Consider the following 24,828-nt stretch of genomic DNA (forward strand, 5'->3'; position numbering starts at 1 on the left):
GTGGAGCGGTAGTTCAGTTGGTTAGAATACCTGCCTGTCACGCAGGGGGTCGCGGGTTCGAGTCCCGTCCGTTCCGCCACCCTAATTAGGGGCGTAGTTCAATTGGTAGAGCACCGGTCTCCAAAACCGGGTGTTGGGAGTTCGAGTCTCTCCGCCCCTGCCAGAAAATTATCCTTAGCATTTGCTAAGGATTTTTTTTGCCTGAAAAACGGCCCCCGGCATATCCATTCAACTCCTTTCCCGGCATCCTTGCCATTGCTGTCCCTTTAATCTTCCAGGACGTTTGTTTTTAACAGATCGCGGATCAACGTATGTTTATCGCTATTTTGTAGCCATATTGCATATAACGGGCGTGAAAGCGTAGCGCTGTCGGCAACGGTATGAAGCCCGCCTTTTTCTTTGGCCCAGCCAACTGGAAGCCAACTGCATCCATTAAGAGCAGACAGTTGCTGTCTCGCCAGTTCAGCTGAACTGGTGGTAAGAACGGGAACCTCATCGCTCGCAATCAAACCCACTTCATGCTGTTGAAAATCAGGCCCCCACTCAAGACGCAGATAATTTAATTCATCTTTCATCTGTGATGGGCTGCTGCAATACAATGCGAGTGTGAAATGTCCCAGCAATTGGCTGCTAAACTCATCCATTTTTGGTGCTTCGGTGGTAATGAGCAGATCAAGCTGACGTTCATGGAGTTGCTTTACTAACGACTGGCGTTGAGCGATCCTGGCTTCAAATTGCAGACTGGCTTGCGGCTCCAGAGACTGATATAAGCGTGCCAGCCAGCCATTGAGCATGCACTCCCACAGAGAAGCGCTGGCACCGATAGAAAACTCATTATGCCGCGATGTATGCGCCACTTCCTTACGTGCCGCCTGCCACGTATTCATCAGCGTTTCTGCATAGGGTAGTAGCTTTTCACCTGCTGCGGTTAAGCGGATATTGTTTCTGTGCCGGGTGAACAGGTTCACACCAAGCTGATTTTCCAGTTGTCTTATCCGAAAACTGACCGCCGATTGGGTCAGGTAGAGCGCTTCTGCCGCTCGTCCAAAGTGGCGTGTCCGGCTAACTTCCAGGAAAGTTTTTAACAATTCCGTATCCACAACGCTCTCCACAAAATTATTTGTCGTAATGATTTAAATCTTTTGTTTTACACTCTGTCAAGCGTAACTAATACTCCGCGCCATAAATAGCTCGGCCAAAGAATTAGGAGCGTGCAGGATGGCGGAAAGCTTTACGACGACTAATCGATATTTCGACAACAAATATTATCCACGCGGATTCTCTCGTCATGGTGATTTCACCATCAAAGAGGCACAACTGCTTGAACGTCATGGTTATGCCTTCAATGAGCTGGATCTGGGGAAACGTGAGCCAGTAACCGAAGAAGAGAGACTGTTTGTCGCGGTATGCCGTGGCGAACGTGAGCCGGTGACAGAAGCAGAACGCGTCTGGTCTAAATATATGACGCGTATTAAGCGTCCAAAACGTTTCCACACTCTGTCTGGCGGTAAACCGCAGATGGAAGGTGCGGAAGACTACACCGAATCTGACGATTAATAAAAAAAGGGCGAAATGCCCTTTTTTTACGTCAGTAGTTTTTGTAAATGAATCAGTAGCCTGTCTATTGCCCGATAGCCCACAGCCTCCTGCAAATGCAGGCGCGTAATATTCTCCGTCTGTTCCAGATCGGCAATGGTACGGGCAACCTTCAGTAAGCGCTGCCAGGCTCGTATAGACAATCCCAGATGTATCAGCGTCTCCTCCAGCCAGTGCGCATCATCACTGTGTAGAGAGCAGTACTTTCGTATACCCTGGCTGTCCAGATGGGCGTTTAGCTTCTCCTGTCGTTCGTACTGGCGTTTCCGTGCGGATATCACCCGTACTTTCACTGTAGCGCTGTCCTCGCCTTTAACCGCTGCCTGACTGAGTATACCGGGTGGTGGCAGGGGAATTTCGAGCGAGAGATCGAATCGATCGAGAAAGGGGCCGGATAAACGGCTGAGGTAGCGCAACGTCTGTTCCGGGCTACAGCGATTATGGTTCCCCTGATAGTGACCGGTCGGGCTGGGATTCATTGCTGCAATCAGTTGGAAGCGCGCAGGATAGGTGATCTTTGCCCGGGTGCGCGAAAGGTGTATCTGACCAGACTCAATAGGTTCACGTAGCGCATCCAGCGTGCGTCGTTCAAACTCAGGCAGTTCATCCAGAAACAAAATACCGTTGTGCGCCAGCGATATTTCTCCTGGCGCGGGTATTGAACCTCCCCCCACCATTGCCGTTAATGACGCGCTGTGATGAGGCGAGCGGAAAGGACGTCGTTTCCACTGCCTTTGTACCGTATCGGCGTTCACCAGGCTGAGAATCGCCGCGCTTTCCAGCGCTTCTTTGTCGCTTAATGATGGCAGTAGCCCATTAATGCGGCTGGCCAGCATGGTTTTTCCCGTACCTGGCGGGCCTATCAGCAGCAGGTTGTGCCCTCCTGCGGCCGTGATTTCCAGGCCTCGTTTCCCCTGTTCCTGACCGATAACATCACTGAGATCGTCATGCAGTAAACAGGCGTCAGAATCGGTAGAGACTGGTTTCTCAAGATCACGTTTCCCTTCCAGAAATGCGCATACCGTTTGCAGATGATCTGCAATCAGGCATCCCTCTCCGCTGATTAGCCCAACTTCTGTTGCATTCTCTTTTGCAACAATGATATGTCTGCCTGCCCGAATTGCCTCGGTTGCACTGGATATCGCGCCTGGAACGCCACGTAACGCACCTGTAAGGGCCAGTTCGCCCACCAGTTCATATTCATTAAGCTTATTTGTTGTAAGTTGCTCTGACGCCGCCAGAAGCGCAATTGCGATAGGTAAATCATATCTTCCGCCCTCTTTGGGTAAATCTGCCGGGGCCAGATTAATGGTGATTTTCTTCGCCGGAAATTCATACCCGCTATTGATGATTGCGCTGCGAACCCGATCTCGGGCCTCCTTTACCGTCGTTTCAGGTAGCCCAACCATTGTTAAACCCGGCAGGCCATTACTGATATGCACCTCGATGGTTATTGGGGGCGCATTAACGCCAAGTGCGGCGCGTGTGTGAACAATCGACAGTGACATAATTCCTCCCGTTGAGAGAATTATGCTGCATTAAAAACCAGGAATATCCTGCACGATCGTTAACTTTCGGCGCGTATTCCGGTAATTTTATCGCCTTTTCAAAATATGCTTTGCTGTTCGGAAGCGTGCTCGCAAAAAATCACAGATGCGAAAAAAAGATGGGGGTTGCTGCTGTTTATGAGGCAAAAAGTGAAAATTTTTCATTTCCTGTTTTTTGTATAAAAAACAATGATTTTTTGCTAAACCGTTAGCTGCGTCAGAAAAATGAAAATAAAAATATCTTGTGCTATTGGCGAAAGCTATGGTAACTCTTTAGGTATTCCTTCGAACAAGATGCAAGAATAGACAAAAATGACAGCCCTTCTACGAGTGATTAGCCTGGTCGTGATTAGCGTGGTGGTGATTATTATCCCACCGTGCGGGGCTGCACTTGGACGAGGAAAGGCTTAGAAATCAAGCCTTAACGAACTAAGACCCCCGCACCGAAAGGTCCGGGGGTTTTTTTTGACCTTAAAAACATAAACGAGGAGCAGACAATGACTAATAGCATAAAATTCTGTTTCTCCAGATTTACGGCGGGGATGTAGCTATGAATGGGGCTCAGTGGGTGGTACATGCTTTGCGAGCACAGGGCGTTGAAACCGTTTTTGGTTATCCCGGTGGCGCAATTATGCCGGTTTACGATGCGTTGTATGACGGCGGCGTGGAACATCTGTTGTGTCGTCACGAGCAGGGTGCGGCGATGGCGGCAATCGGCTATGCGCGTTCAACGGGCAAAACGGGCGTCTGTATCGCCACGTCCGGCCCTGGCGCTACCAATTTGATCACCGGTCTGGCTGACGCACTGTTAGATTCCGTGCCGGTTGTGGCCATCACGGGTCAGGTTTCCGCTCCGTTCATCGGAACGGACGCTTTTCAGGAGGTTGATGTGCTGGGGCTGTCGTTGGCATGTACTAAGCACAGCTTCCTCGTGCAGTCGCTGGAAGAGCTGCCGCGCATCATGGCTGAGGCTTTCCGGGTTGCTAATTCGGGTCGTCCTGGCCCTGTTCTGGTTGATATCCCCAAAGATATCCAGTTAGCCAATGGTTCACTGGAGCCGTATTTCACCACCGTTGAAAACGAAACGGCTTTCCCGCACGCGGATGTTGAGCAGGCGCGTCGGATGATGGCGCAGGCGCAAAAACCGATGCTGTACGTGGGCGGCGGCGTAGGCATGGCGCAGGCCGTACCCGCGCTGCGCGAATTTATCGCTGCGACGCAAATGCCGGTGACCTGCACGTTAAAAGGCCTGGGCGCGGTGGATGCCGACTATCCGTATTATCTCGGTATGTTGGGGATGCATGGCACCAAAGCGGCAAACTTTGCGGTGCAGGAGTGCGATCTGCTGATTGCCGTAGGGGCACGTTTTGATGACCGGGTGACGGGCAAGCTGAATACCTTTGCGCCGAACGCCAGCGTGATCCACATGGATATTGATCCGGCGGAAATGAACAAACTGCGTCAGGCGCATGTCGCGTTGCAGGGCGATCTGAACGCATTATTGCCCGCGTTACAGCAACCGTTAAATATTGACGCCTGGCGTCAGCACAATGCTGAACTGCGTACTGAGCACGCCTGGCGTTACGATCATCCCGGTGAAGCCATCTATGCGCCGCTGCTGTTAAAACAGCTGTCGGAACGTAAACCCGCAGACAGCGTGGTGACAACGGATGTGGGCCAGCATCAGATGTGGTCTGCGCAACATATGACGTACTCGCGCCCCGAGAATTTCATCACCTCCAGCGGCTTAGGTACGATGGGTTTTGGCCTGCCTGTGGCGGTTGGCGCGCAGGTTGCGAGGCCGAATGATACCGTTATCTGTATCTCCGGTGACGGCTCTTTCATGATGAATGTACAAGAGTTGGGCACCGTAAAACGCAAGCAGTTGCCGTTGAAGATTGTCTTACTCGATAACCAGCGGTTAGGCATGGTTCGACAATGGCAACAACTGTTTTTCCAGGAACGATATAGCGAAACTACCCTTACCGATAACCCCGATTTCCTCATGTTAGCCAGCGCCTTCGGCATTCCTGGCCAACACATCACCCGTAAAGACCAGGTTGAAGCGGCGCTCGACACCATGCTGAACAGTGATGGGCCATACCTGCTTCATGTCTCAATCGACGAACTTGAGAATGTCTGGCCCCTGGTGCCGCCTGGCGCCAGTAACTCAGAAATGCTGGAGAAATTATCATGATGCAACATCAGGTCAATGTGGCAGCTCGCTTCAACCCGGAAACGTTAGAACGTGTTTTACGCGTGGTTCGCCACCGTGGTTTTCAGGTGTGCTCCATGAATATGGAAGCCGCCACCGATGCGCAAAATATAAATATCGAATTGACCGTTGCCAGCCCCCGGTCGGTCGACTTACTGTTTAGTCAGTTAAGTAAACTGGTAGATGTTGCACATGTTGCTATCTGCCAGAGCACAACCACATCACAACAAATCCGCGCCTGAGCGCAAAAGGAAGAAAAATGACGACGAAAAAAGCTGATTACATCTGGTTCAATGGTGAGATGATTCGTTGGGAAGATGCGAAGGTTCATGTGATGTCCCACGCACTGCACTACGGTACTTCCGTGTTTGAAGGGATCCGTTGCTACGACTCTCACAAAGGTCCAGTGGTGTTCCGCCATCGTGAACACATGCAGCGTTTGCATGATTCAGCCAAAATCTATCGTTTTCCCGTCTCCCAGAGCGTTGATGAGCTAATGGAAGCCTGCCGCGACGTTATCCGTAAAAACAACCTGACCAGCGCATATATTCGTCCGCTGGTGTTTGTGGGCGATGTGGGGATGGGCGTTAACCCGCCTCCGGGGTACAGCACTGACGTCATCATCGCGGCGTTCCCGTGGGGCGCATACCTGGGCGCAGAAGCGCTGGATCAGGGGATCGATGCGATGGTTTCTTCCTGGAACCGCGCAGCGCCAAACACCATTCCGACAGCGGCAAAAGCGGGCGGTAACTACCTTTCTTCACTGCTGGTAGGGAGTGAAGCGCGTCGTCATGGCTACCAGGAAGGTATCGCGCTGGATGTGAATGGTTATATTTCCGAAGGCGCAGGCGAAAACCTGTTTGAAGTGAAAGATGGCGTGTTGTTTACCCCGCCGTTTACCTCCTCCGCGCTGCCAGGTATTACCCGTGATGCGATCATCAAGCTGGCGAAAGAGCTGGATATCGAAGTGCGTGAGCAGGTGCTGTCTCGCGAATCTCTGTATCTGGCGGACGAAGTGTTTATGTCCGGTACTGCGGCAGAGATCACACCGGTTCGCAGCGTGGACGGTATCCAGGTAGGCGAAGGCCGCTGCGGTCCGGTCACCAAACGTATTCAGCAAGCATTCTTTGGCCTCTTCACCGGTGAAACCGAAGATAAATGGGGCTGGTTGGATCAGGTAAATCCATAAATTAAAAATAAATGGGACGGCACGCACCGTCCCATTTAACAGACAGACACTGGGAGTAAATTACGCATGCCTAAGTATCGTTCCGCCACAACCACACATGGTCGCAATATGGCGGGTGCCCGCGCGCTGTGGCGCGCCACCGGGATGACCGATGCCGATTTTGGCAAACCGATCATCGCCGTCGTGAACTCATTCACCCAGTTTGTGCCGGGTCACGTTCACCTGCGCGATCTCGGTAAGCTGGTCGCCGAACAGATTGAAGCCGCTGGCGGCGTCGCCAAAGAGTTCAACACCATTGCCGTGGATGATGGCATCGCTATGGGTCACGGGGGCATGCTGTATTCACTGCCGTCTCGCGAACTGATCGCCGACTCGGTGGAGTACATGGTGAACGCCCACTGTGCGGATGCGATGGTCTGTATCTCCAACTGCGACAAAATCACCCCAGGGATGCTGATGGCCTCGCTGCGCCTGAACATTCCGGTAATTTTTGTCTCCGGCGGCCCGATGGAAGCCGGGAAAACCAAACTTTCCGATCAGATCATCAAGCTCGATCTGGTTGATGCGATGATTCAGGGCGCGGACCCGAAAGTTTCCGACGATCAGAGCAATCAGGTCGAACGCTCCGCTTGCCCGACCTGTGGGTCGTGTTCCGGGATGTTCACCGCTAACTCAATGAACTGCCTGACGGAAGCGCTGGGTCTGTCGCAGCCAGGCAACGGCTCGTTGCTGGCAACCCACGCCGATCGCAAGCAGCTGTTCCTCAATGCCGGTAAGCGCATTGTTGAGCTGACTAAACGTTACTACGAGCAGGACGACGCTTCCGCACTGCCGCGTAATATCGCCAGTAAAGCGGCGTTTGAAAACGCCATGACGCTGGATATCGCCATGGGCGGTTCGACCAACACCGTTTTACACCTGCTGGCGGCGGCGCAGGAAGCGGAAATCGACTTCACCATGAGCGATATCGACAAGCTTTCCCGCAAGGTTCCACAGTTGTGTAAAGTCGCGCCAAGTACGCAGAAATACCACATGGAAGACGTCCACCGCGCAGGCGGCGTACTGGGTATTCTGGGCGAGCTGGATCGCGCCGGGTTGATGAATCGCGATGTAAAAAACGTGCTGGGTCTGACGCTGCCGCAAACGCTGGAGCAGTACGACGTTATGGTCAGCCAGAATGAAGCGGTAAAACAGATGTTCCGTGCAGGCCCGGCGGGTATCCGCACGACGCAGGCGTTCTCGCAGGATTGCCGCTGGGATTCGCTGGATACCGACCGCGCCGAAGGCTGCATTCGCTCGCTGGAACATGCCTACAGCAAAGATGGCGGTCTGGCTGTGCTCTACGGTAACTTTGCTGAAAACGGCTGTATCGTAAAAACTGCGGGCGTGGATGACAGCATCCTGAAATTTACCGGCCCGGCGAAAGTCTATGAAAGCCAGGACGATGCGGTTGAGGCGATCCTCGGCGGTAAGGTGGTTGCCGGTGATGTGGTGGTTATTCGCTACGAAGGGCCGAAGGGGGGGCCTGGTATGCAGGAAATGCTCTACCCGACCACCTTCCTGAAATCGATGGGGCTGGGTAAAGCCTGTGCGCTGATCACCGATGGCCGTTTCTCCGGCGGCACGTCTGGCCTCTCTATCGGTCACGTCTCACCGGAAGCGGCCAGCGGCGGTAATATCGCCATCATCGAAAATGGCGACATGATTGCTATTGATATTCCAAACCGTGGTATTCAACTGCAACTGAGCGATGCGGAAATCGCCGCGCGTCGCGAAGCGCAGGAAGCCCGTGGTGATAAAGCCTGGACGCCGAAAGATCGTCAGCGTCCGGTCTCCTTTGCGCTGCGTGCTTATGCCAGCCTGGCGACCAGCGCCGATAAAGGCGCGGTACGCGATAAATCGAAGCTGGGAGGTTGATGATGGCCGAGTCGCAACCCCTGTCAGCCGCCCCGGAAGGGGCGGAGTACCTGCGTGCGGTACTCCGCGCGCCGGTATATGAAGCAGCGCAGGTGACGCCGCTGCAAAAAATGGAAAAACTCTCTTCGCGCCTCGACAACGTTATTCTCGTGAAGCGTGAAGACAGGCAGCCTGTACACAGCTTCAAGCTGCGCGGAGCCTACGCGATGATGGCGGGGCTCACCGAAGAACAAAAAGCCCACGGCGTTATCACCGCATCGGCGGGTAACCATGCTCAGGGCGTGGCGTTCTCCTCCGCGCGTTTGGGTGTGAAAGCATTGATTGTGATGCCGCTGGCGACCGCCGATATCAAAGTGGACGCGGTGCGCGGGTTTGGCGGGGAAGTGCTGCTGCACGGCGCGAACTTTGATGAAGCGAAAGCAAAAGCTATCGATCTGGCGCAACAGCAGGGCTTCACCTGGGTTCCGCCGTTCGATCATCCGATGGTGATTGCCGGGCAGGGCACGCTGGCGCTGGAACTGCTCCAGCAGGATGCGCATCTCGACCGCGTATTCGTGCCGGTTGGCGGCGGTGGACTGGCGGCAGGCGTGGCGGTGCTCATCAAACAACTGATGCCGCAAATCAAAGTGATCGCCGTTGAAGCGGAAGATTCGGCCTGCCTGAAAGCGGCGCTGGATGCCGGTCATCCGGTGGATCTCCCGCGTGTGGGACTGTTTGCCGAAGGCGTGGCGGTTAAACGTATCGGCGATGAAACCTTCCGTCTGTGCCAAGAATATCTCGACGACATTATCACCGTCGACAGCGATGCGATTTGCGCAGCGATGAAAGATCTGTTCGAGGATGTGCGTGCGGTGGCGGAACCTTCCGGTGCGCTGGCGCTGGCGGGGATGAAAAAATACATCGCCCAACACAATATTCGCGGCGAACGCCTGGCGCATGTGCTTTCTGGCGCGAATGTGAACTTTCATGGTCTGCGCTATGTGTCTGAACGCTGCGAGCTGGGTGAACAGCGCGAAGCGCTGCTGGCGGTGACTATCCCGGAAGAGAAAGGCAGCTTCCTGAAGTTTTGTCAGCTGCTGGGCGGCCGTTCCGTTACCGAATTTAACTACCGTTTTGCCGACGCTCAAGATGCCTGCATTTTTGTCGGCGTCCGTCTGAGCCGTGGACTGGAAGAGCGCAAAGAGATTCTCGCGCTGCTGCATGAAGGCGGCTACAGCGTGGTGGATCTCTCCGACGACGAAATGGCGAAACTGCATGTGCGCTATATGGTTGGCGGACGCCCATCGAAACCGTTGCAGGAACGTCTGTACAGTTTCGAATTTCCAGAGTCGCCCGGCGCGCTGCTGAAGTTTCTGCACACGCTGGGAACGCACTGGAATATTTCGCTGTTCCACTATCGCAGCCACGGCACCGACTATGGTCGTGTGCTGGCGGCGTTCGAACTGGGCGAAAACGAGCCTGATTTCGAAACCCGGCTGAACGAGCTGGGCTATGAGTGCCACAACGAAAGCGATAACCCGGCGTTCCGCTTTTTCCTGGCGGGTTAGGGTGTTCGGGAAAATGCCTGATGGCGCTGCGCTTATCAGGCCTACGTTCTTTTGAGCCGTAGGCCGGATAAGGCGCTTGCGCCGCCATCCGGCTAGTGGTTGGGCAGAATGTTCCAGAACGCATCAATAAGCGGCTCATGCAGCCGCTTTTTTTGTGCGCAAACGCCCAGCTCAAACGGCGTTTTCTCGTCGCTGCGCTCCAGGATCATCACGCGGTTACGCACGGGTTCAGGGCTATTTTCCAATACTACTTCCGGCAGCAGCGCCACGCCGCAGCCGAGCGCGACCATCGACACCATCGCTTCATGTCCACCGACCGTCGCGTATATCGACGGATTGCTGATTTTCTGACGGCGGAACCACAGCTCAATACGGCGACGCACCGGGCCTTGATCGGCCATGATAAACGGCACCGTTGACCAGTCGGGTTTATCCACTGAGACCTGATTTCGCACCGGGCAAGGCAATGCGGGAGCTATCAGCACCACCGCCAGATTCTCCAGCATTGAAAACGCGACCGCCCCGGGCAGGGTTTCCGGTTTACCGGCAATCGCCAGATCCGCCTCGCCCGTCACCACTTTTTCCATCGCATCGGCGGCATCGCCGGTGGTGAGTTTGATTTCCACAGAGGGATGCTCCGCCCGGAAACGGTCAAGAATGGGCGGCAGATGGCTATAAGCGGCGGTGACCGAGCAGAAGATATGCAGCTCGCCCGACAGCGACGGGCCTTGTTGGTCGATGGTGTGGCGTAACTGCTGATACTGCAACAGCGTTTGCTGGGCGAACGTTCGCAGCTCTTCTCCCGCTTCGGTGAGCGTAACGGTACGGTTATCGCGAATGAACAGCGGCTGGCCGAGATCCTCTTCGAGGCGTTGAATCTGCCGGGAGAGCGTGGAAGGGCTAACGTGCATTGCCCGCGCGCTGCGGCCAAAATGGCGACTTTCCGCCAGATGCAGGAAGGTTTTCAGATCGCGTAAATCCACTGGCTTTACTCCCGATGTCTACGTTGCAGAAATTGCAATGTGATGTTGTGAATATATCAATTTCCGCAATAAATTTCCTGTCATATAGTGAGTTCATTCTCTCTTGCACAGACACGGCAAGCGAACCGAACAATAAGCACGACACAACATCACGGAGTTACAGATATGGCTAACTACTTTAATACACTGAATCTGCGCCAGCAGTTGGCGCAACTGGGTAAATGTCGCTTTATGGGCCGCGATGAATTTGCCGATGGCGCGAGCTACCTTCAGGGTAAAAAAGTGGTCATCGTCGGCTGTGGCGCTCAGGGGCTGAACCAGGGCCTGAACATGCGTGACTCCGGTCTGGATATCGCCTACGCCCTGCGTAAAGAGGCGATTGCCGAGAAACGTGCTTCCTGGCGTAAAGCGACCGAAAACGGCTTCAAAGTGGGGACTTACGAAGAGCTGATCCCGCAGGCTGATCTGGTGGTTAACCTGACGCCGGACAAACAGCACTCCGACGTGGTGCGTTCCGTGCAGCCGCTGATGAAAGACGGCGCGGCGCTGGGTTACTCCCACGGTTTCAACATCGTGGAAGTGGGCGAGCAGATCCGCAAAGATATCACCGTGGTGATGGTGGCGCCGAAGTGCCCGGGTACTGAAGTCCGTGAAGAGTACAAACGTGGTTTCGGTGTACCGACGCTGATCGCCGTTCACCCGGAAAACGATCCGAAAGGCGAAGGGATGGCGATTGCTAAAGCATGGGCGGCGGCAACTGGCGGTCATCGTGCGGGCGTGCTGGAGTCCTCCTTCGTGGCGGAAGTGAAATCTGACCTGATGGGCGAGCAGACCATCCTGTGCGGTATGCTGCAAGCGGGTTCTCTGCTGTGCTTCGATAAGCTGGTGGAAGAAGGTACCGACCCGGCATATGCGGAAAAACTGATTCAGTACGGCTGGGAAACTATCACCGAAGCGCTGAAGCAGGGCGGCATTACGCTGATGATGGATCGTCTGTCCAATCCGGCAAAACTGCGTGCTTATGCGCTGTCTGAACAGCTGAAAACCATCATGGCGCCGCTGTTCCAGAAACACATGGACGACATCATCTCCGGTGAATTCTCCTCCGGCATGATGGCGGACTGGGCGAACGATGATAAGAAACTGCTGACCTGGCGTGAAGAGACCGGTAAAACCGCATTCGAAACCGCGCCGCAGTATGAAGGTAAAATCGGTGAGCAGGAGTACTTCGATAAAGGCGTACTGATGATCGCGATGGTGAAAGCGGGCGTTGAGCTGGCATTCGAAACCATGGTGGATTCCGGCATCATCGAAGAGTCTGCGTACTATGAGTCACTGCACGAACTGCCGCTGATCGCCAACACCATCGCCCGTAAGCGTCTGTATGAAATGAACGTGGTTATCTCTGACACCGCCGAGTACGGCAACTACCTGTTCTCTTACGCTTGCGTACCGTTGCTGAAAGCGTTCATGACTGAAATTCAACCGGGCGATCTGGGTAAAGCGATTGCTGAAGGCGCGGTTGACAACGCACAGCTGCGTGATGTGAACGAAGCAATTCGTGGCCACGCTATTGAGAAAGTGGGCCAGAAACTGCGTGGCTATATGACGGATATGAAACGCATTGCGGTAGCTGGTTAAACAGGTTGTCGGGTGGCGCTAGCGCTTACCCGACCTACAAAAAGCCATTATTTCGTAGGCCTGATAAGCGAAGCGCCATCAGGCAAAAAAGCCCGGAGTATGAACCTCCGGGCTTTTTATTAGTTGCGATACAGCACCTTAATGATGTGGTATCCGAACTGGGTGTGCAGTGGGCCGGTTGGTTCCAGCACCGGGCAGGAGAAGACCACTTTGTCGAACGCCGGAACCATCTGGCCCTGACGAAACTCACCTAAGTCACCGCCTCTTTTGCCTGACGGGCAGATAGAGTGCTTTTTCGCCAGTTTGCCAAAGTCGGCGCCATTCTTGATTTGTTCCAGAAGATCCAGCGCCAGCTTCTCTTCTTTTACCAGGATATGCAGTGCTGCTGCGGTTTTCGCCATTATTTCGCTCTCATGTCTCAAAGGTTGCCCGCCACTTTATCATTCCTTGGGGTGTCGGACATATACTCTTCGCCATCGCAGGACAGATGTCCCGCCGGGTTTAATGAACCGGGAGATGAACGACACTTTTATCAGACATATTCCCTCTGCAACAGGACAGCCGTCCTGTCTTTCCATCTCAGGAGAGAGATAACATGAGCTCAATGAAAAACGCAGAATTTTCAGGCGACTGGCTGACAGGGCTAACCCAAATCGTACGCGATCCGCAGCTGTATGAGCTGCTCAAATATTGCCCACTGGACATCATGCAGCGCTGGCGCGTTGAGGAAATACCTCGCGGAGCGCTGATTTGCCGTCAGGGCGACATTTGTCGGCAATTCTCGCTGATTGTTTCCGGTGAGGTGGATGTCTTTTACGAAGCTGAAGACGGGCGCCGTTATCGGCAGGCACATTACCGCAAAGGCGACATGCTGGGCGAGCTGGAGATTTTTGAGTCGCGGCATTACATCTGTTCGGTGATGGCGGTTGGTAGCGTTCAGTTGTTAAGCCTGCCGCAGGCGGATTTTCATCGCTGGCTGGCGCTGGATAACCATTTTAACCAGCGGATGCTGCGCTTTTTCAGCCAGCAATATTATCAGTTGTCGAAAAAGGCCAGCAGCGACAATTTGTACTCGCTGTATCAACGGGTTTGCCAGGCATTATGGCAGCGATATCAACATGATGAATCGACCACGATTTTGCTGGATAAACAAAATCTCAGTCAGGAATTTGCGGCGACGACGCGCAGTATCAACCGTATTTTGCACGATCTGAAATCGCTGAAAATTATTGATACCGACGGTGAGCGGATCGTCTTATTAGCCCCTGAAAAACTGAAACAGGAGGCGGAGATCTGAGTCCCTCAGCACAGTAAGGAGACAGAAGATGCAACCCCATATTCGATTAAGCAATAGCATGACCGGTGCGCGGTATGCGCTATTGCCCGGCGATCCTGAGCGGGTGGACAGGATCACCCACTTTCTTGATAACCCTGAGATACTGGGGCAAAACCGGGAATTTCGGGCGGCGCGCGGCACATATAAAGGGATTGAGATTCTGGTGCTGTCGACGGGAATCGGCGGGCCATCAACGGCCATTGCCATTGAAGAGTTACGGCAGATTGGCGTGGACACGCTGATTCGCATCGGTAGCTGTGGGGCATTGCAGGATACGCTGGCGCTGGGCGATCTGATTATCGCCAACGGTGCGGTCGCCGATGACGGCACCAGCAAAACCTACGCGCCAGCCTGCTATCCGGCCTGCGCAGACCCGCAGCTTATCGCCACGTTGATCCAGCAGGCGAAGCAGATGAACATTCCTGCGATTTGCGGACTGGTGCGCAGCCACGATAGCTTTTATACCGATCGTGAAGCTGAACTGGATGCGGAATGGTCAGCGCGCGGCATTCTCGGGGCGGATATGGAAACGGCGGCGCTGATGGTGGTCGGCGCACTACGTGGGCTGCGTACGGCGTCGTTGCTGAACGTGGTCGTTGCCCACAACGGCTGTCTGGACAGCAGTATTAATGATTATGTTCAACAGGAAACGCTGTGTCTGCAGGGTGAAGAACGTCAGATTTCCCTGGCGCTACAGGCCATTTATTTCGATAGCCAGCAAGGAGAGCAGTGATGGACTTTTTCAGTATTAACAACGTGATGGTCAACATTCCTCTCGGCGAAGGCGGGTATGCGCTGTCGTGGATTGAGGCTATCGGCACGGTCTTTGGTTTATTGTGCATCTGGTGCGCCAGCCGGGAAAAAATCATCAATTACCTGTTTGGTCTGATTAACGTCACCCTGTTTGCTGCGATCTTTTTCCAGATTCAGCTATATGCCAGCCTGCTGCTTCAGGTGTTCTTCTTTGCCGCCAATATCTATGGCTGGTATGCGTGGAGCCGTCAGAATGAGGCGCAAGAGGCGGCGCTGAAGGTGCGCTGGCTCTCCCGCCAGCAAACGCTGGTGCTGAGCGGTGTGTGTATTGTCGCCATCCTGCTGATGACGCGGTTTATCGACCCGGTGTTCGCCATGCTGACCCATATTATGCTCGGGATGCTGCAAACGGTAGGGGTTCAGGTGGCGATGCCAGAGCTACAGCCGGACGCGTTCCCGTTCTGGGATTCCACCATGCTGGTGCTGTCGATCGCGGCGATGGTGCTGATGACTCGCAAATATGTGGAAAACTGGCTGCTGTGGGTGCTTATTGACGTCATTAGCGTGGTGATTTACGCGGTACAGGGCGTCTATGCGATGTCGCTGGAGTATGTCCTGCTAACGGCGATTGCGATTATGGGATCGTACAGCTGGGTCCTGAGCGCAAAACGCAACGGCTATACGCCGCTTGCCGCCAGCACCTCCTGATTAACGCTTTCCAGGCTGTCTGAAAGGGCAGCCTGTTACTCCCTCGGCCCTGCTTTCTGCTACAATCCTTCCCCCGTTCGAAGATTGAGCAATATTCCCATGCGTTTAAACCCCGGCCAACAACACGCTGTCGAATTCGTCACCGGTCCCTGCCTGGTGCTGGCGGGCGCAGGTTCTGGTAAGACTCGCGTTATTACCAATAAAATCGCCCATCTGATTCGTGGTTGCGGCTATCAGGCGCGCCATATTGCGGCAGTGACCTTTACCAATAAAGCGGCGCGTGAAATGAAAGAGCGTGTCGGGCAAACGCTGGGGCGTAAAGAGGCGCGCGGGCTGATGATCTCCACTTTCCATACGTTGGGGCTGGATATCATCAAACGTGAATATGCGGCGTTGGGGATGAAATCGAACTTTTCGCTGTTTGACGATACCGATCAGGTCGCATTGCTGAAAGAGCTGACTGACGGTCTGATTGAAGATGACAAAGTTATCTTGCAACAGCTGATCTCGACGATCTCTAACTGGAAAAACGATCTGATGACGCCCACTCAGGCGGCAGCAAGCACAAAAGGGGAGCGCGACCGTATCTTCGCTCACTGTTATGGTCTGTACGATGCACATCTGAAGGCCTGCAATGTGCTCGATTTTGATGACCTGATTCTATTGCCGACGCTGCTGCTACAGCGTAATGAAGAGGTGCGCGAGCGCTGGCAGAACAGGATTCGCTATCTGCTGGTGGATGAATACCAGGATACCAACACCAGTCAGTATGAACTGGTGAAGCTGCTGGTGGGAAGCCGCGCGCGCTTTACGGTGGTGGGTGATGACGACCAGTCGATCTATTCCTGGCGCGGCGCGCGTCCGCAAAACCTGGTGTTGTTGAGTAAGGATTTCCCGGCGCTACAGGTGATCAAGCTGGAGCAGAACTATCGTTCCTCCGGGCGCATTCTGAAAGCGGCGAATATCCTGATTGCCAATAACCCTCACGTCTTTGAAAAACGCCTCTTTTCTGAACTGGGCTATGGCGCGGAACTCAAGGTGCTGAGCGCGAACAATGAAGAACACGAGGCCGAACGCGTCACTGGCGAGCTGATTGCCCATCACTTTGTGAATAAGACTGAATACAAGGATTACGCCATTCTGTATCGCGGGAACCACCAGTCGAGGGTGTTTGAAAAATTCCTTATGCAGAACCGTATTCCCTACAAAATTTCTGGCGGCACGTCGTTCTTCTCCCGCCCGGAGATTAAAGACCTGCTGGCCTATCTGCGCGTACTGACCAACCCGGATGATGACAGCGCTTTCCTGCGGATTGTGAATACGCCAAAACGAGAAATCGGCCCGGCCACGCTGCAAAAGCTGGGCGAATGGGCGATGACGCGCAACAAGAGTCTGTTTACCGCCAGTTTTGATGTGGGGCTGAACCAGACGCTGACCGGGCGCGGCTATGATTCACTGACCCGCTTTACCCATTGGCTGGGGGAAATTCAGCGTCTGGCGGAGCGTGAACCGATTGCCGCCGTGCGCGATCTCATCCACGGTATTGATTACGAATCCTGGTTGTATGAGACTTCGCCGAGCCCAAAAGCGGCGGAAATGCGCATGAAGAACGTCAACCAGCTGTTTAGCTGGATGACCGAAATGCTTGAAGGTAACGAACTTGACGAACCCATGACGCTCACCCAGGTGGTGACGCGCTTTACGCTGCGCGACATGATGGAGCGTGGTGAAAGTGAAGAAGAGTTGGATCAGGTACAGCTCATGACGCTGCATGCCTCGAAAGGGCTGGAGTTCCCGTACGTGTTTATGGTGGGGATGGAAGAAGGATTCCTGCCGCACCAGAGCAGCATTGACGAAGACAATATCGATGAGGAGCGCCGTCTGGCCTATGTGGGGATCACCCGCGCGCAGAAAGAGCTGATCTTCACGCTGTGCAAAGAGCGTCGTCAGTACGGCGAACTGGTGCGCCCGGAACCAAGCCGCTTTTTGCTGGAACTGCCGCAGGACGATCTTATCTGGGAGCAGGAGCGTAAAGTGGTAACGGCCGAGGAGCGGATGCAGAAAGGGCAGGCCAGCATAGCCAATATCCGCGCCATGATGGCGAAAGCAAAAGCGAAGTAGGTATTTTCCAGGCCGGATAAGCGTAAGCGCCATCCGGCAGCCAGTATCTAATGAACGTCCAAAGGCCAGTGGACATAGCTTTGCCACTGGCTTTCCTGATCGATCAACTCTTTACCCAGCGGGTGATGCTCCAGCCACCCTTGCGGCAAGGTTAACGTCAGATTCTCATCCTGCGCCTGCAACGTAATCTGTGGCACCAGATCGTCACGGCGACGGCTGGCAAAAATGATCGCCAGACGCAACAGGCGACAAAGATGTTCAGCGACGCGCGGCGGCACCGCATTCTGCTGGTGGAGGGAAGAGAGGTCGATCGGGTTGGTCTGATTTAACAGCAGGGTGGCTAACAGCTTCTTTTGCGCGGGGGTGAATCCCGGTAAATCCAGATTACGTACCAGATAAGCCGCGTGCTGCGGCGCCTGTTTAAAATCAACGCTCAGGCCGATTTCATGCAGCTGACAGGCACTGGTCAGGAGTTCGCGACTGATCGGCTCAAGATGCCACTTATCTTCCACCTGATCGAGAAAGTTTACCGCCAGATCCGCTACGCGATGCGCCTGTTCGGTATCGACCATAAATCGACGCTGAATGTTACGCAGCGTGCGGCTGCGAATATCCTGATCCACCGCCAGATGCAGCATGCCATACACCAACCCTTCGCGCAGCGCTCCGCCCGCAAGCGTCATACACTGGATGTCCAGTTCGGTGAAAATCGCGATCAGAATGGCCAGACCGCTGGGGAATACCAGCGCGCGTTCCAGCGTTAACCCTTCAATTTCCAACTCTTCCAGACGGCCGCAATGAATTGCGCGTTGCTTCAGCTGTTGAAGTTTCGCCAATGTGATGCGCTCATCCATGCCCTGCGCCATCATGATTTCCTGCAACGCCTGGACGGTGCCAGACGCGCCTACGCAGACTTTCCAGCCATGCTTGCGTAGCTCATCGGCGACCGGACGCAGCACTTCACGCGCGGCTTTTTCCGCTTCATCGAAGTTTTCTTGCGCCAGATTGCGATCGGTAAAGTAGCGTTCAAGCCAGGTGACGCAGCCCATTGACAGGCTAAACAGAGAGGTGGTTTGTGCGCCGGTTCCGGTGACCAGTTCGGTGCTGGCGCCGCCAATATCGACCACCAGACGCTGATCGGCGCCGCCGGTGGTATGGGCAACACCCTGATAAATCAGCCGCGCTTCTTCTTCGCCGCTAATGACCTGGACAGGACAACCGAGGATCTCCTGCGCTTTGGCGATAAACTCGCCCGCATTGACGGCGAGACGCAGCGTTGCCGTGGCGACGACGCAGATTTGCGGTTGAGGAATATCCTGTAGGCGTTCAGCGAAAAGGCGCAGACATTGCCAGCCGCGCTCCATCGCTTCAGCGGAAAGCGAATTATCACTGTTCAGGCCCGCAGCCAGACGCACCTTGCGCTTAATTCGCGTGAGCGTCTGGATGCTTCCAGCCACCTCGCGTACAACCAGCATATGAAAACTATTGGAACCGAGATCAATTGCGGCATACAGCGAAGTGGAAGTGAGCATATATTACGTTAACCTGAACGACGACGATTACGCGGCGCGCCGGTGCGACGCGGTCCATTGCCTGGGCGCGAGCGCGTCAGGCGCAACGGCTTCGGCAAATTGGTCATCAGCGCTTCCGGGTTATATTTGCTGACCGGGATAGAGTGACCAATATAAGCCTCAATGGCAGGCAGGTTCAGCGCGTACTCTTCACAGGCCAGGCTGATAGAGTGACCGCTCGCTCCTGCGCGACCCGTACGTCCGATACGGTGAACGTAGTCTTCGCAGTCATCCGGCAGGTCATAGTTAAAGACGTGCGTTACGGCCGGAATGTGCAGACCGCGCGCGGCAACGTCGGTTGCGACGAGGATATCGAGATCGCCACGGGTAAACTCGTCGAGAATACGCAGACGTTTTTTCTGCGCAACGTCGCCGGTCAACAGGCCGACACGATGACCGTCAGCTGCCAGATGCCCCCAGATGTCTTCGCAGCGATGCTTGGTATTGGCGAAAACAATGGCGCGATCCGGCCACTCTTCTTCGATCAGCGTTTGCAGCAAACGCATCTTCTCTTCGTTAGAAGGGTAGAAGAGCTCTTCTTTAATACGATGGCCTGTCTTTTGTTCCGGCTCCACTTCAACATATTCGGCGTTGTTCATCTGCTCGAACGCCAGTTCGCGAACACGGTAAGAGAGGGTTGCGGAGAATAGCATGTTCAGACGCTGATTGGCCGGCGGCATACGGCGGAACAGCCAGCGGATGTCTTTAATAAAGCCCAGATCGTACATGCGATCGGCTTCATCCAATACGACGACCTGAATGGCGCCGAGGTTAATGTGGTTTTGTTTCGCGTAGTCGATCAGACGACCCGTGGTGCCGATCAGAATATCGACGCCGCTTTCCAGCACTTTCAGCTGTTTGTCGTAGCCGTCACCGCCGTAGGCCAGGCCTAATTTCAGGCCGGTGGTCTGCGCCAGCGGTTCCGCATCGGCGTGGATCTGCACGGCCAACTCACGCGTTGGCGCCATAATTAAGGCGCGCGGCTGGTTCACCTTGCGATCGTCAATCGCGGGATGAGAGAGAAGATAATGAAACGAAGACGTCAGGAACGCCATCGTTTTTCCGGTTCCGGTTTGCGCCTGCCCTGCGACATCACGACCCGCCAGCGTTAGCGGGAGGGCCAATGCCTGAATGGGCGTACAATTATGAAACCCTTTATTTTCAAGGGCTTCTATCACCTTTGGGTGCAGGGCGAAGTCGGAAAACTTCTGTTCTGTTAAATGTGTTTTGCTCATAGTGTGGTAGAATATCAGCTTACTATTGCTTTACGAAAGCGTATCCGGTGAAATAAAGTCAACCTTTAGTTGGTTAATGCGACATCAACACGTCGTTGATGAAGGCGAAACCAACACACCAGGCTTATTCCTGTGGAGTTATTATGAGCGATAAAATTATTCACCTGACTGACGACAGTTTTGACACGGATGTACTCAAAGCGGACGGGGCTATCCTCGTTGATTTCTGGGCAGAGTGGTGCGGACCGTGCAAAATGATCGCCCCGATTCTGGATGAAATCGCTGACGAATATCAGGGCAAATTGACGGTTGCTAAACTTAACATCGACCAAAACCCAGGCACTGCGCCGAAGTATGGTATCCGTGGCATCCCGACCCTGCTGTTGTTCAAAAACGGTGAAGTCGCAGCAACCAAAGTGGGCGCACTGTCCAAAGGTCAGCTGAAAGAGTTCCTCGACGCCAACCTGGCGTAAGACGGAAGTTTCATGTTCGGGTGACCAGCATCCTAAATTATTCGGATGACTGGACGCCCGGCTTGAGTCGTGCTAACTTAGTGTTGACTTCGTATTAAACATACCTTATTAAGTTTGAGTCTTGTTTTTTCCAACGCTTCCCGTTTTTTCTCGCGCGAGAAGTGAACAGATTCCTGGCTTGTCACTCAATCCGTCTTGTCGTTTCAGTTCTGTGTACTTTCCTGTGACCAGACAGCGAACAGACATGAGTTGGTGGCCGTAAACAGGCATGGATGATCCTGCCATACCATTCACAACATTAAGTTCGAGATTTACCCCAAGTTTAAGAACTCACACCATTATGAATCTTACCGAATTAAAGAATACGCCGGTTTCTGAGCTGATCACTCTCGGCGAAAATATGGGGCTGGAAAACCTGGCTCGTATGCGCAAGCAGGACATTATTTTTGCCATCCTGAAGCAGCACGCAAAGAGTGGCGAAGATATCTTTGGTGACGGTGTGCTGGAGATATTGCAGGATGGATTTGGTTTCCTCCGCTCTGCAGACAGCTCCTACCTCGCCGGTCCTGATGACATCTACGTTTCTCCCAGCCAAATCCGCCGTTTCAACCTCCGCACTGGTGACACCATTTCTGGTAAGATTCGCCCGCCAAAAGAAGGCGAACGTTACTTTGCGCTGTTGAAAGTTAACGAAGTTAACTACGACAAACCTGAAAACGCTCGTAATAAAATCCTCTTTGAGAACTTAACGCCGCTGCACGCGAACTCACGTCTGCGTATGGAACGTGGTAACGGTTCTACTGAAGATTTAACGGCTCGCGTACTGGATCTGGCTTCCCCGATTGGCCGTGGTCAGCGTGGTCTGATCGTCGCACCGCCGAAAGCGGGTAAAACTATGCTGTTGCAGAACATCGCGCAGAGCATTGCTTACAACCATCCTGACTGCGTACTGATGGTGCTGCTGATCGACGAGCGTCCAGAAGAAGTGACCGAAATGCAGCGTCTGGTAAAAGGTGAAGTGGTTGCTTCCACCTTCGACGAACCGGCATCCCGTCACGTTCAGGTTGCTGAAATGGTGATCGAGAAGGCGAAGCGTCTGGTTGAACACAAAAAAGACGTCATCATTCTGCTCGACTCCATCACTCGTCTGGCTCGCGCCTACAACACCGTGGTTCCGGCTTCCGGTAAAGTCCTGACCGGTGGTGTGGACGCCAACGCCCTGCACCGTCCGAAGCGTTTCTTCGGCGCGGCGCGTAACGTGGAAGAGGGCGGCAGCCTGACCATTATCGCAACGGCGCTGATCGACACCGGTTCTAAGATGGATGAAGTGATCTACGAAGAGTTTAAAGGCACCGGTAACATGGAGCTGCACCTCTCCCGTAAGATCGCTGAAAAACGCGTCTTCCCGGCTATCGACTACAACCGTTCCGGTACGCGTAAAGAAGAGCTGCTCACCACTCAGGAAGAGCTACAGAAAATGTGGATCCTGCGCAAAATCATCCATCCGATGGGTGAAATCGACGCGATGGAATTCCTCATTAACAAGCTGGCAATGACCAAGACCAACGACGACTTCTTCGACATGATGAAGCGTTCGTAAGTCCGGCTGATACCGAAAACGCCACGTTTTTACGTGGCGTTTTTCTTTTGCGATTTATCTGATCTGTTAGTCAAATAAACAAGTCATCATCACATTCATTATGTGGAATTGCTGTGGGCTGTATAAACTACGAGTGGTCGAAAGTGTAATGTTCTGAATGCTCTCTTCTAGAGACAGACGTAACGCATTATACTTTAAGGAAATGATATATGCTGAGAGCACATACACTGTGAATTTACTCGCTGCTTTATCTGAGCTAATCAGTATTTTTTTATTCACAACCATTTTTATTTTTCTTGCGCGAAAAGTAGCCATCAAGATAGGTTTAGTGGATAAACCCAATTTTCGTAAACGGCACCAGGGGGTGGTTCCTTTGGTTGGCGGGATTTCTGTGTTCGCAGGAATCAGCTTTATGTTTGCTCTCTCGGATTACTATATTCCGCACGCATCGTTATACCTTTTTTCTGCTGGTGTGCTGGTTTTGGTCGGCGCATTGGATGATCGTTTTGACATTAGCGTGAAAATTCGCGCTGTGGTACAGGCCGCTATTGCTGTTGTCATGATGGTGATAGGGAAACTCCATCTCAGTAGCCTGGGGTATATTTTCGGTCCCTGGGAATTGGTGCTCGGCCCCTTTGGCTATTTCCTCACGCTCTTTGCCGTCTGGGCGGCGATCAATGCTTTCAATATGGTTGATGGTATTGATGGCTTACTTGGCGGGCTGTCCAGCGTCTCATTTGCCGCAATGGGGCTGATTCTGTGGTTTGATGGGCAGACGAGTCTGGCGGTATGGTGTTTCGCCATGATCGCCGCGATTCTGCCCTATATCATGTTAAACCTTGGTGTTCTGGGGCGTCGTTATAAAGTCTTTATGGGCGATGCGGGCAGTACGCTGATTGGCTTCACGGTTATCTGGATCCTGCTGGAAACCACGCAGGGTAAAACGCATCCTATCAGCCCGGTTACTGCGCTGTGGATTATTGCGATTCCATTAATGGACATGGTGGCGATTATGTATCGTCGCCTGCGTAAGGGCATGAGCCCCTTTTCTCCCGATCGCCAGCATATTCATCATTTGATCATGCGTGCAGGGTTTACTTCCCGACAGGCATTTGTTCTCATTACGCTCGCCGCTGCGATTCTGGCTTCCATTGGCGTTGCCGCAGAATATTCCCATTTTGTTCCAGAATGGGTCATGTTGGTGCTCTTTTTGCTAGCATTCTTCCTTTACGGTTACTGCATTAAGCGTGCCTGGAAGGTGGCGCGATTTATTAAGCGCGTGAAGCGCAGACTACGCAGAAACCGTGATAACAATCCAACGATAACCAAGTAAATTGAGGATGCGATGACACAACCATTACCGGGGGCACACGCCGTGAGCGCTGAAAATGAACTGGATATTCGTGGGTTGTTTCGTACCTTGTGGGCTGGGAAGCTATGGATTGTGGGAACAGGGCTGGCTTTTGCGCTGATTGCGTTAGCGTATACGTTTTTTGCCCGTCAGGAGTGGAGTGCAACGGCGATTTCCGACCGCCCCACCGTCAATATGCTGGGCGGCTATTACTCCCAACAGCAGTTTTTGCGCAACCTTGATATCAAAGCCAGCCTCGCGCCGGCCGATCAGCCTTCGGTAATGGATGAAGCGTATAAAGAGTTCGTCATGCAACTGGCGTCCTGGGATACGCGTCGCGATTTCTGGCTACAGACCGATTATTACAAGCAGCGCATGGTCGGCAACAGCAAAGCCGATGCCGCGATGCTGGATGAAATGATCAATAACATTCAGTTCACGCCTGGCGATTTCACTCGCAACACCAATGATAGCGTGAAGCTGATTGCGGAAACGGCGCCCGATGCCAACAACCTGCTTCGCCAGTATGTGGCGTTTGCCAGCCAGCGTGCGGCGAGCCATCTGAATGATGAGTTAAAGGGTGCATGGGCCGCGCGGACTATCCAGATGAAAGCGCAGGTTAAACGCCAGGAAGAGGTGGCGAAAAGCATTTTCTCTCGTCGTGTTCATAGCATTGAACAGGCGCTCAAAATTGCCGAGCAGCATAATATTTCTCGTACGGCGACCGATGTTCCTGCCGATGAATTACCCGACTCTGAGCTGTTTTTGCTTGGCCGCCCTATGCTACAAGCGCGTCTTGAAAACCTTCAGGCTGTCGGTCCAGCATTCGATCTGGACTATGATCAAAACCGGGCCATGTTGAACACGCTGAACGTGGGGCCGACGCTGGACCCGCGTTTCCAGACCTATCGTTATTTGCGCACGCCGGAAGAACCGGTAAAACGCGATAGCCCGCGCCGTGCTTTCCTGATGGTTATGTGGGGCATTGTTGGGGCGCTGATCGGGGCTGGCGTCGCATTAACCCGCCGCCGCGCGATTTAGCAAC

Annotated in this window: 24 protein-coding genes and 2 tRNA genes; 20 read left to right on the top strand and 6 right to left on the bottom strand. The window is 53.6% G+C overall.

Annotation, left to right across the window (positions count from 1 at the left end):
* Positions 1–2 precede the first annotated feature (2 nt).
* Together OGX84_RS02265 and OGX84_RS02270 are read left to right on the top strand one after the other, a co-directional pair.
* Positions 3–79: transfer RNA gene (locus OGX84_RS02265), tRNA-Asp, on the top strand.
* 8 nt (positions 80–87) lie between these two features.
* Positions 88–163 (top strand) — tRNA-Trp (locus OGX84_RS02270).
* Between the two features lie 103 nt (positions 164–266).
* Here the strand turns inward: OGX84_RS02270 and hdfR are convergent.
* Positions 267–1,112: an HTH-type transcriptional regulator HdfR gene (hdfR, locus tag OGX84_RS02275; RefSeq protein WP_012131114.1), complete on the bottom strand. Its 846-nt coding sequence runs from the start codon at positions 1,110–1,112 to the stop codon at positions 267–269.
* A 106-nt stretch (positions 1,113–1,218) separates the two neighbouring features.
* Here hdfR and maoP point away from each other — a divergent pair, with 106 nt between their 5' ends.
* Positions 1,219–1,557 (top strand): macrodomain Ori organization protein MaoP, encoded by a 339-nt coding sequence (maoP, locus tag OGX84_RS02280; protein ID WP_012131115.1) that lies wholly within the window; start codon positions 1,219–1,221, stop codon positions 1,555–1,557.
* A 26-nt stretch (positions 1,558–1,583) separates the two neighbouring features.
* Here the strand turns inward: maoP and OGX84_RS02285 are convergent, their stop codons facing one another.
* Positions 1,584–3,104, bottom strand: a complete 1,521-nt coding sequence (locus OGX84_RS02285; protein ID WP_275055418.1) for a YifB family Mg chelatase-like AAA ATPase — start codon at positions 3,102–3,104, stop codon at positions 1,584–1,586.
* Positions 3,105–3,455: 351 nt separating this feature from the next.
* On the opposite strand from OGX84_RS02285, the gene ilvL reads away from it, so the two are divergent.
* The 7 genes from ilvL (at position 3,456) to ilvA (ending at position 10,011) form a co-directional block, all read left to right on the top strand.
* Positions 3,456–3,554: an ilv operon leader peptide gene (gene ilvL / locus OGX84_RS02290; RefSeq protein WP_001311244.1), complete on the top strand. Its 99-nt coding sequence runs from the start codon at positions 3,456–3,458 to the stop codon at positions 3,552–3,554.
* A gap of 86 nt (positions 3,555–3,640) precedes the next feature.
* Positions 3,641–3,691 (top strand): peptide IlvX, encoded by a 51-nt coding sequence (gene ilvX / locus OGX84_RS22740; protein WP_202401504.1) that lies wholly within the window; start codon positions 3,641–3,643, stop codon positions 3,689–3,691.
* Between the two features lie 2 nt (positions 3,692–3,693).
* Positions 3,694–5,340, top strand: a complete 1,647-nt coding sequence (ilvG, locus tag OGX84_RS02295) for an acetolactate synthase 2 catalytic subunit (protein ID WP_286457338.1) — start codon at positions 3,694–3,696, stop codon at positions 5,338–5,340.
* Positions 5,337–5,600, top strand: coding sequence for an acetolactate synthase 2 small subunit (ilvM, locus tag OGX84_RS02300; RefSeq protein WP_012131119.1), 264 nt, complete (start codon positions 5,337–5,339; stop codon positions 5,598–5,600). The genes ilvG and ilvM overlap by 4 nt, the downstream gene beginning before the upstream one ends.
* 17 nt (positions 5,601–5,617) lie before the next feature.
* Positions 5,618–6,547 (top strand): branched-chain-amino-acid transaminase, encoded by a 930-nt coding sequence (gene ilvE / locus OGX84_RS02305; protein ID WP_012131120.1) that lies wholly within the window; start codon positions 5,618–5,620, stop codon positions 6,545–6,547.
* 66 nt (positions 6,548–6,613) lie between these two features.
* Positions 6,614–8,464 carry a dihydroxy-acid dehydratase gene (ilvD, locus tag OGX84_RS02310; RefSeq protein WP_112002541.1) on the top strand — a complete coding sequence of 617 codons (1,851 nt, stop codon included), beginning with the start codon at positions 6,614–6,616 and terminating at the stop codon, positions 8,462–8,464.
* A gap of 2 nt (positions 8,465–8,466) precedes the next feature.
* A complete protein-coding gene (gene ilvA / locus OGX84_RS02315; RefSeq protein WP_047463829.1) occupies positions 8,467–10,011 on the top strand; it encodes a threonine ammonia-lyase, biosynthetic in 1,545 nt (514 codons plus the stop codon).
* Positions 10,012–10,103: 92 nt separating this feature from the next.
* Here the strand turns inward: ilvA and ilvY are convergent, their stop codons facing one another.
* Complete coding sequence (ilvY, locus tag OGX84_RS02320) at positions 10,104–10,994, bottom strand: HTH-type transcriptional activator IlvY (protein ID WP_024130093.1); 891 nt, start codon at positions 10,992–10,994, stop codon at positions 10,104–10,106.
* Between the two features lie 165 nt (positions 10,995–11,159).
* On the opposite strand from ilvY, the gene ilvC reads away from it, so the two are divergent.
* Positions 11,160–12,635, top strand: coding sequence for a ketol-acid reductoisomerase (gene ilvC, locus OGX84_RS02325; RefSeq protein WP_012131124.1), 1,476 nt, complete (start codon positions 11,160–11,162; stop codon positions 12,633–12,635).
* Positions 12,636–12,754: 119 nt separating this feature from the next.
* On the opposite strand, the gene ppiC is transcribed toward ilvC, so the two are convergent.
* Entirely contained in the window at positions 12,755–13,036 is a 282-nt protein-coding gene (gene ppiC / locus OGX84_RS02330; protein WP_001140251.1) for a peptidylprolyl isomerase PpiC, read from the bottom strand.
* A 194-nt stretch (positions 13,037–13,230) separates the two neighbouring features.
* Between ppiC and OGX84_RS02335 the strand changes: the two genes are divergently transcribed.
* From OGX84_RS02335 to rep, 4 genes are all read left to right on the top strand, one after another.
* Complete coding sequence (locus OGX84_RS02335; RefSeq protein ID WP_024130094.1) at positions 13,231–13,932, top strand: Crp/Fnr family transcriptional regulator; 702 nt, start codon at positions 13,231–13,233, stop codon at positions 13,930–13,932.
* Positions 13,933–13,960: 28 nt separating this feature from the next.
* Positions 13,961–14,704: a nucleoside phosphorylase gene (locus OGX84_RS02340; protein WP_112002540.1), complete on the top strand. Its 744-nt coding sequence runs from the start codon at positions 13,961–13,963 to the stop codon at positions 14,702–14,704.
* Positions 14,704–15,432 (top strand): nicotinamide riboside transporter PnuC, encoded by a 729-nt coding sequence (gene pnuC / locus OGX84_RS02345; RefSeq protein WP_104867968.1) that lies wholly within the window; start codon positions 14,704–14,706, stop codon positions 15,430–15,432. Before OGX84_RS02340 ends, pnuC begins: the two co-directional genes overlap by 1 nt.
* A gap of 99 nt (positions 15,433–15,531) precedes the next feature.
* On the top strand, positions 15,532–17,553 hold the full coding sequence (gene rep / locus OGX84_RS02350) for a DNA helicase Rep (RefSeq protein WP_112002539.1): 2,022 nt from the start codon (positions 15,532–15,534) through the stop codon (positions 17,551–17,553).
* Positions 17,554–17,600: 47 nt separating this feature from the next.
* Here the strand turns inward: rep and gppA are convergent, their stop codons facing one another.
* Together gppA and rhlB are read right to left on the bottom strand one after the other, a co-directional pair.
* Positions 17,601–19,085, bottom strand: a complete 1,485-nt coding sequence (gppA, locus tag OGX84_RS02355; protein ID WP_012131131.1) for a guanosine-5'-triphosphate,3'-diphosphate diphosphatase — start codon at positions 19,083–19,085, stop codon at positions 17,601–17,603.
* An 8-nt stretch (positions 19,086–19,093) separates the two neighbouring features.
* Positions 19,094–20,359: an ATP-dependent RNA helicase RhlB gene (gene rhlB, locus OGX84_RS02360; protein ID WP_012131132.1), complete on the bottom strand. Its 1,266-nt coding sequence runs from the start codon at positions 20,357–20,359 to the stop codon at positions 19,094–19,096.
* Between the two features lie 143 nt (positions 20,360–20,502).
* Here rhlB and trxA point away from each other — a divergent pair, with 143 nt between their 5' ends.
* From trxA to wzzE, 5 genes are all read left to right on the top strand, one after another.
* Positions 20,503–20,832: a thioredoxin TrxA gene (trxA, locus tag OGX84_RS02365; protein WP_001280776.1), complete on the top strand. Its 330-nt coding sequence runs from the start codon at positions 20,503–20,505 to the stop codon at positions 20,830–20,832.
* A gap of 169 nt (positions 20,833–21,001) precedes the next feature.
* A complete protein-coding gene (locus tag OGX84_RS02370; RefSeq protein ID WP_223849128.1) occupies positions 21,002–21,094 on the top strand; it encodes a rho operon leader peptide in 93 nt (30 codons plus the stop codon).
* Between the two features lie 78 nt (positions 21,095–21,172).
* Positions 21,173–22,432: a transcription termination factor Rho gene (gene rho / locus OGX84_RS02375; protein ID WP_002437993.1), complete on the top strand. Its 1,260-nt coding sequence runs from the start codon at positions 21,173–21,175 to the stop codon at positions 22,430–22,432.
* 202 nt (positions 22,433–22,634) lie between these two features.
* A complete protein-coding gene (wecA, locus tag OGX84_RS02380; RefSeq protein ID WP_012131134.1) occupies positions 22,635–23,765 on the top strand; it encodes a UDP-N-acetylglucosamine--undecaprenyl-phosphate N-acetylglucosaminephosphotransferase in 1,131 nt (376 codons plus the stop codon).
* A 12-nt stretch (positions 23,766–23,777) separates the two neighbouring features.
* The gene (gene wzzE, locus OGX84_RS02385) at positions 23,778–24,824 is read left to right on the top strand and encodes an ECA polysaccharide chain length modulation protein (RefSeq protein WP_049009048.1); all 1,047 of its coding nucleotides are present in this window, start codon (positions 23,778–23,780) and stop codon (positions 24,822–24,824) included.
* The last annotated feature ends 4 nt before the right edge of the window (positions 24,825–24,828 follow it).

The organism is Citrobacter sp. CK202, from assembly GCF_030333225.1.
GTDB lineage: Bacteria > Pseudomonadota > Gammaproteobacteria > Enterobacterales > Enterobacteriaceae > Citrobacter_B > Citrobacter_B koseri.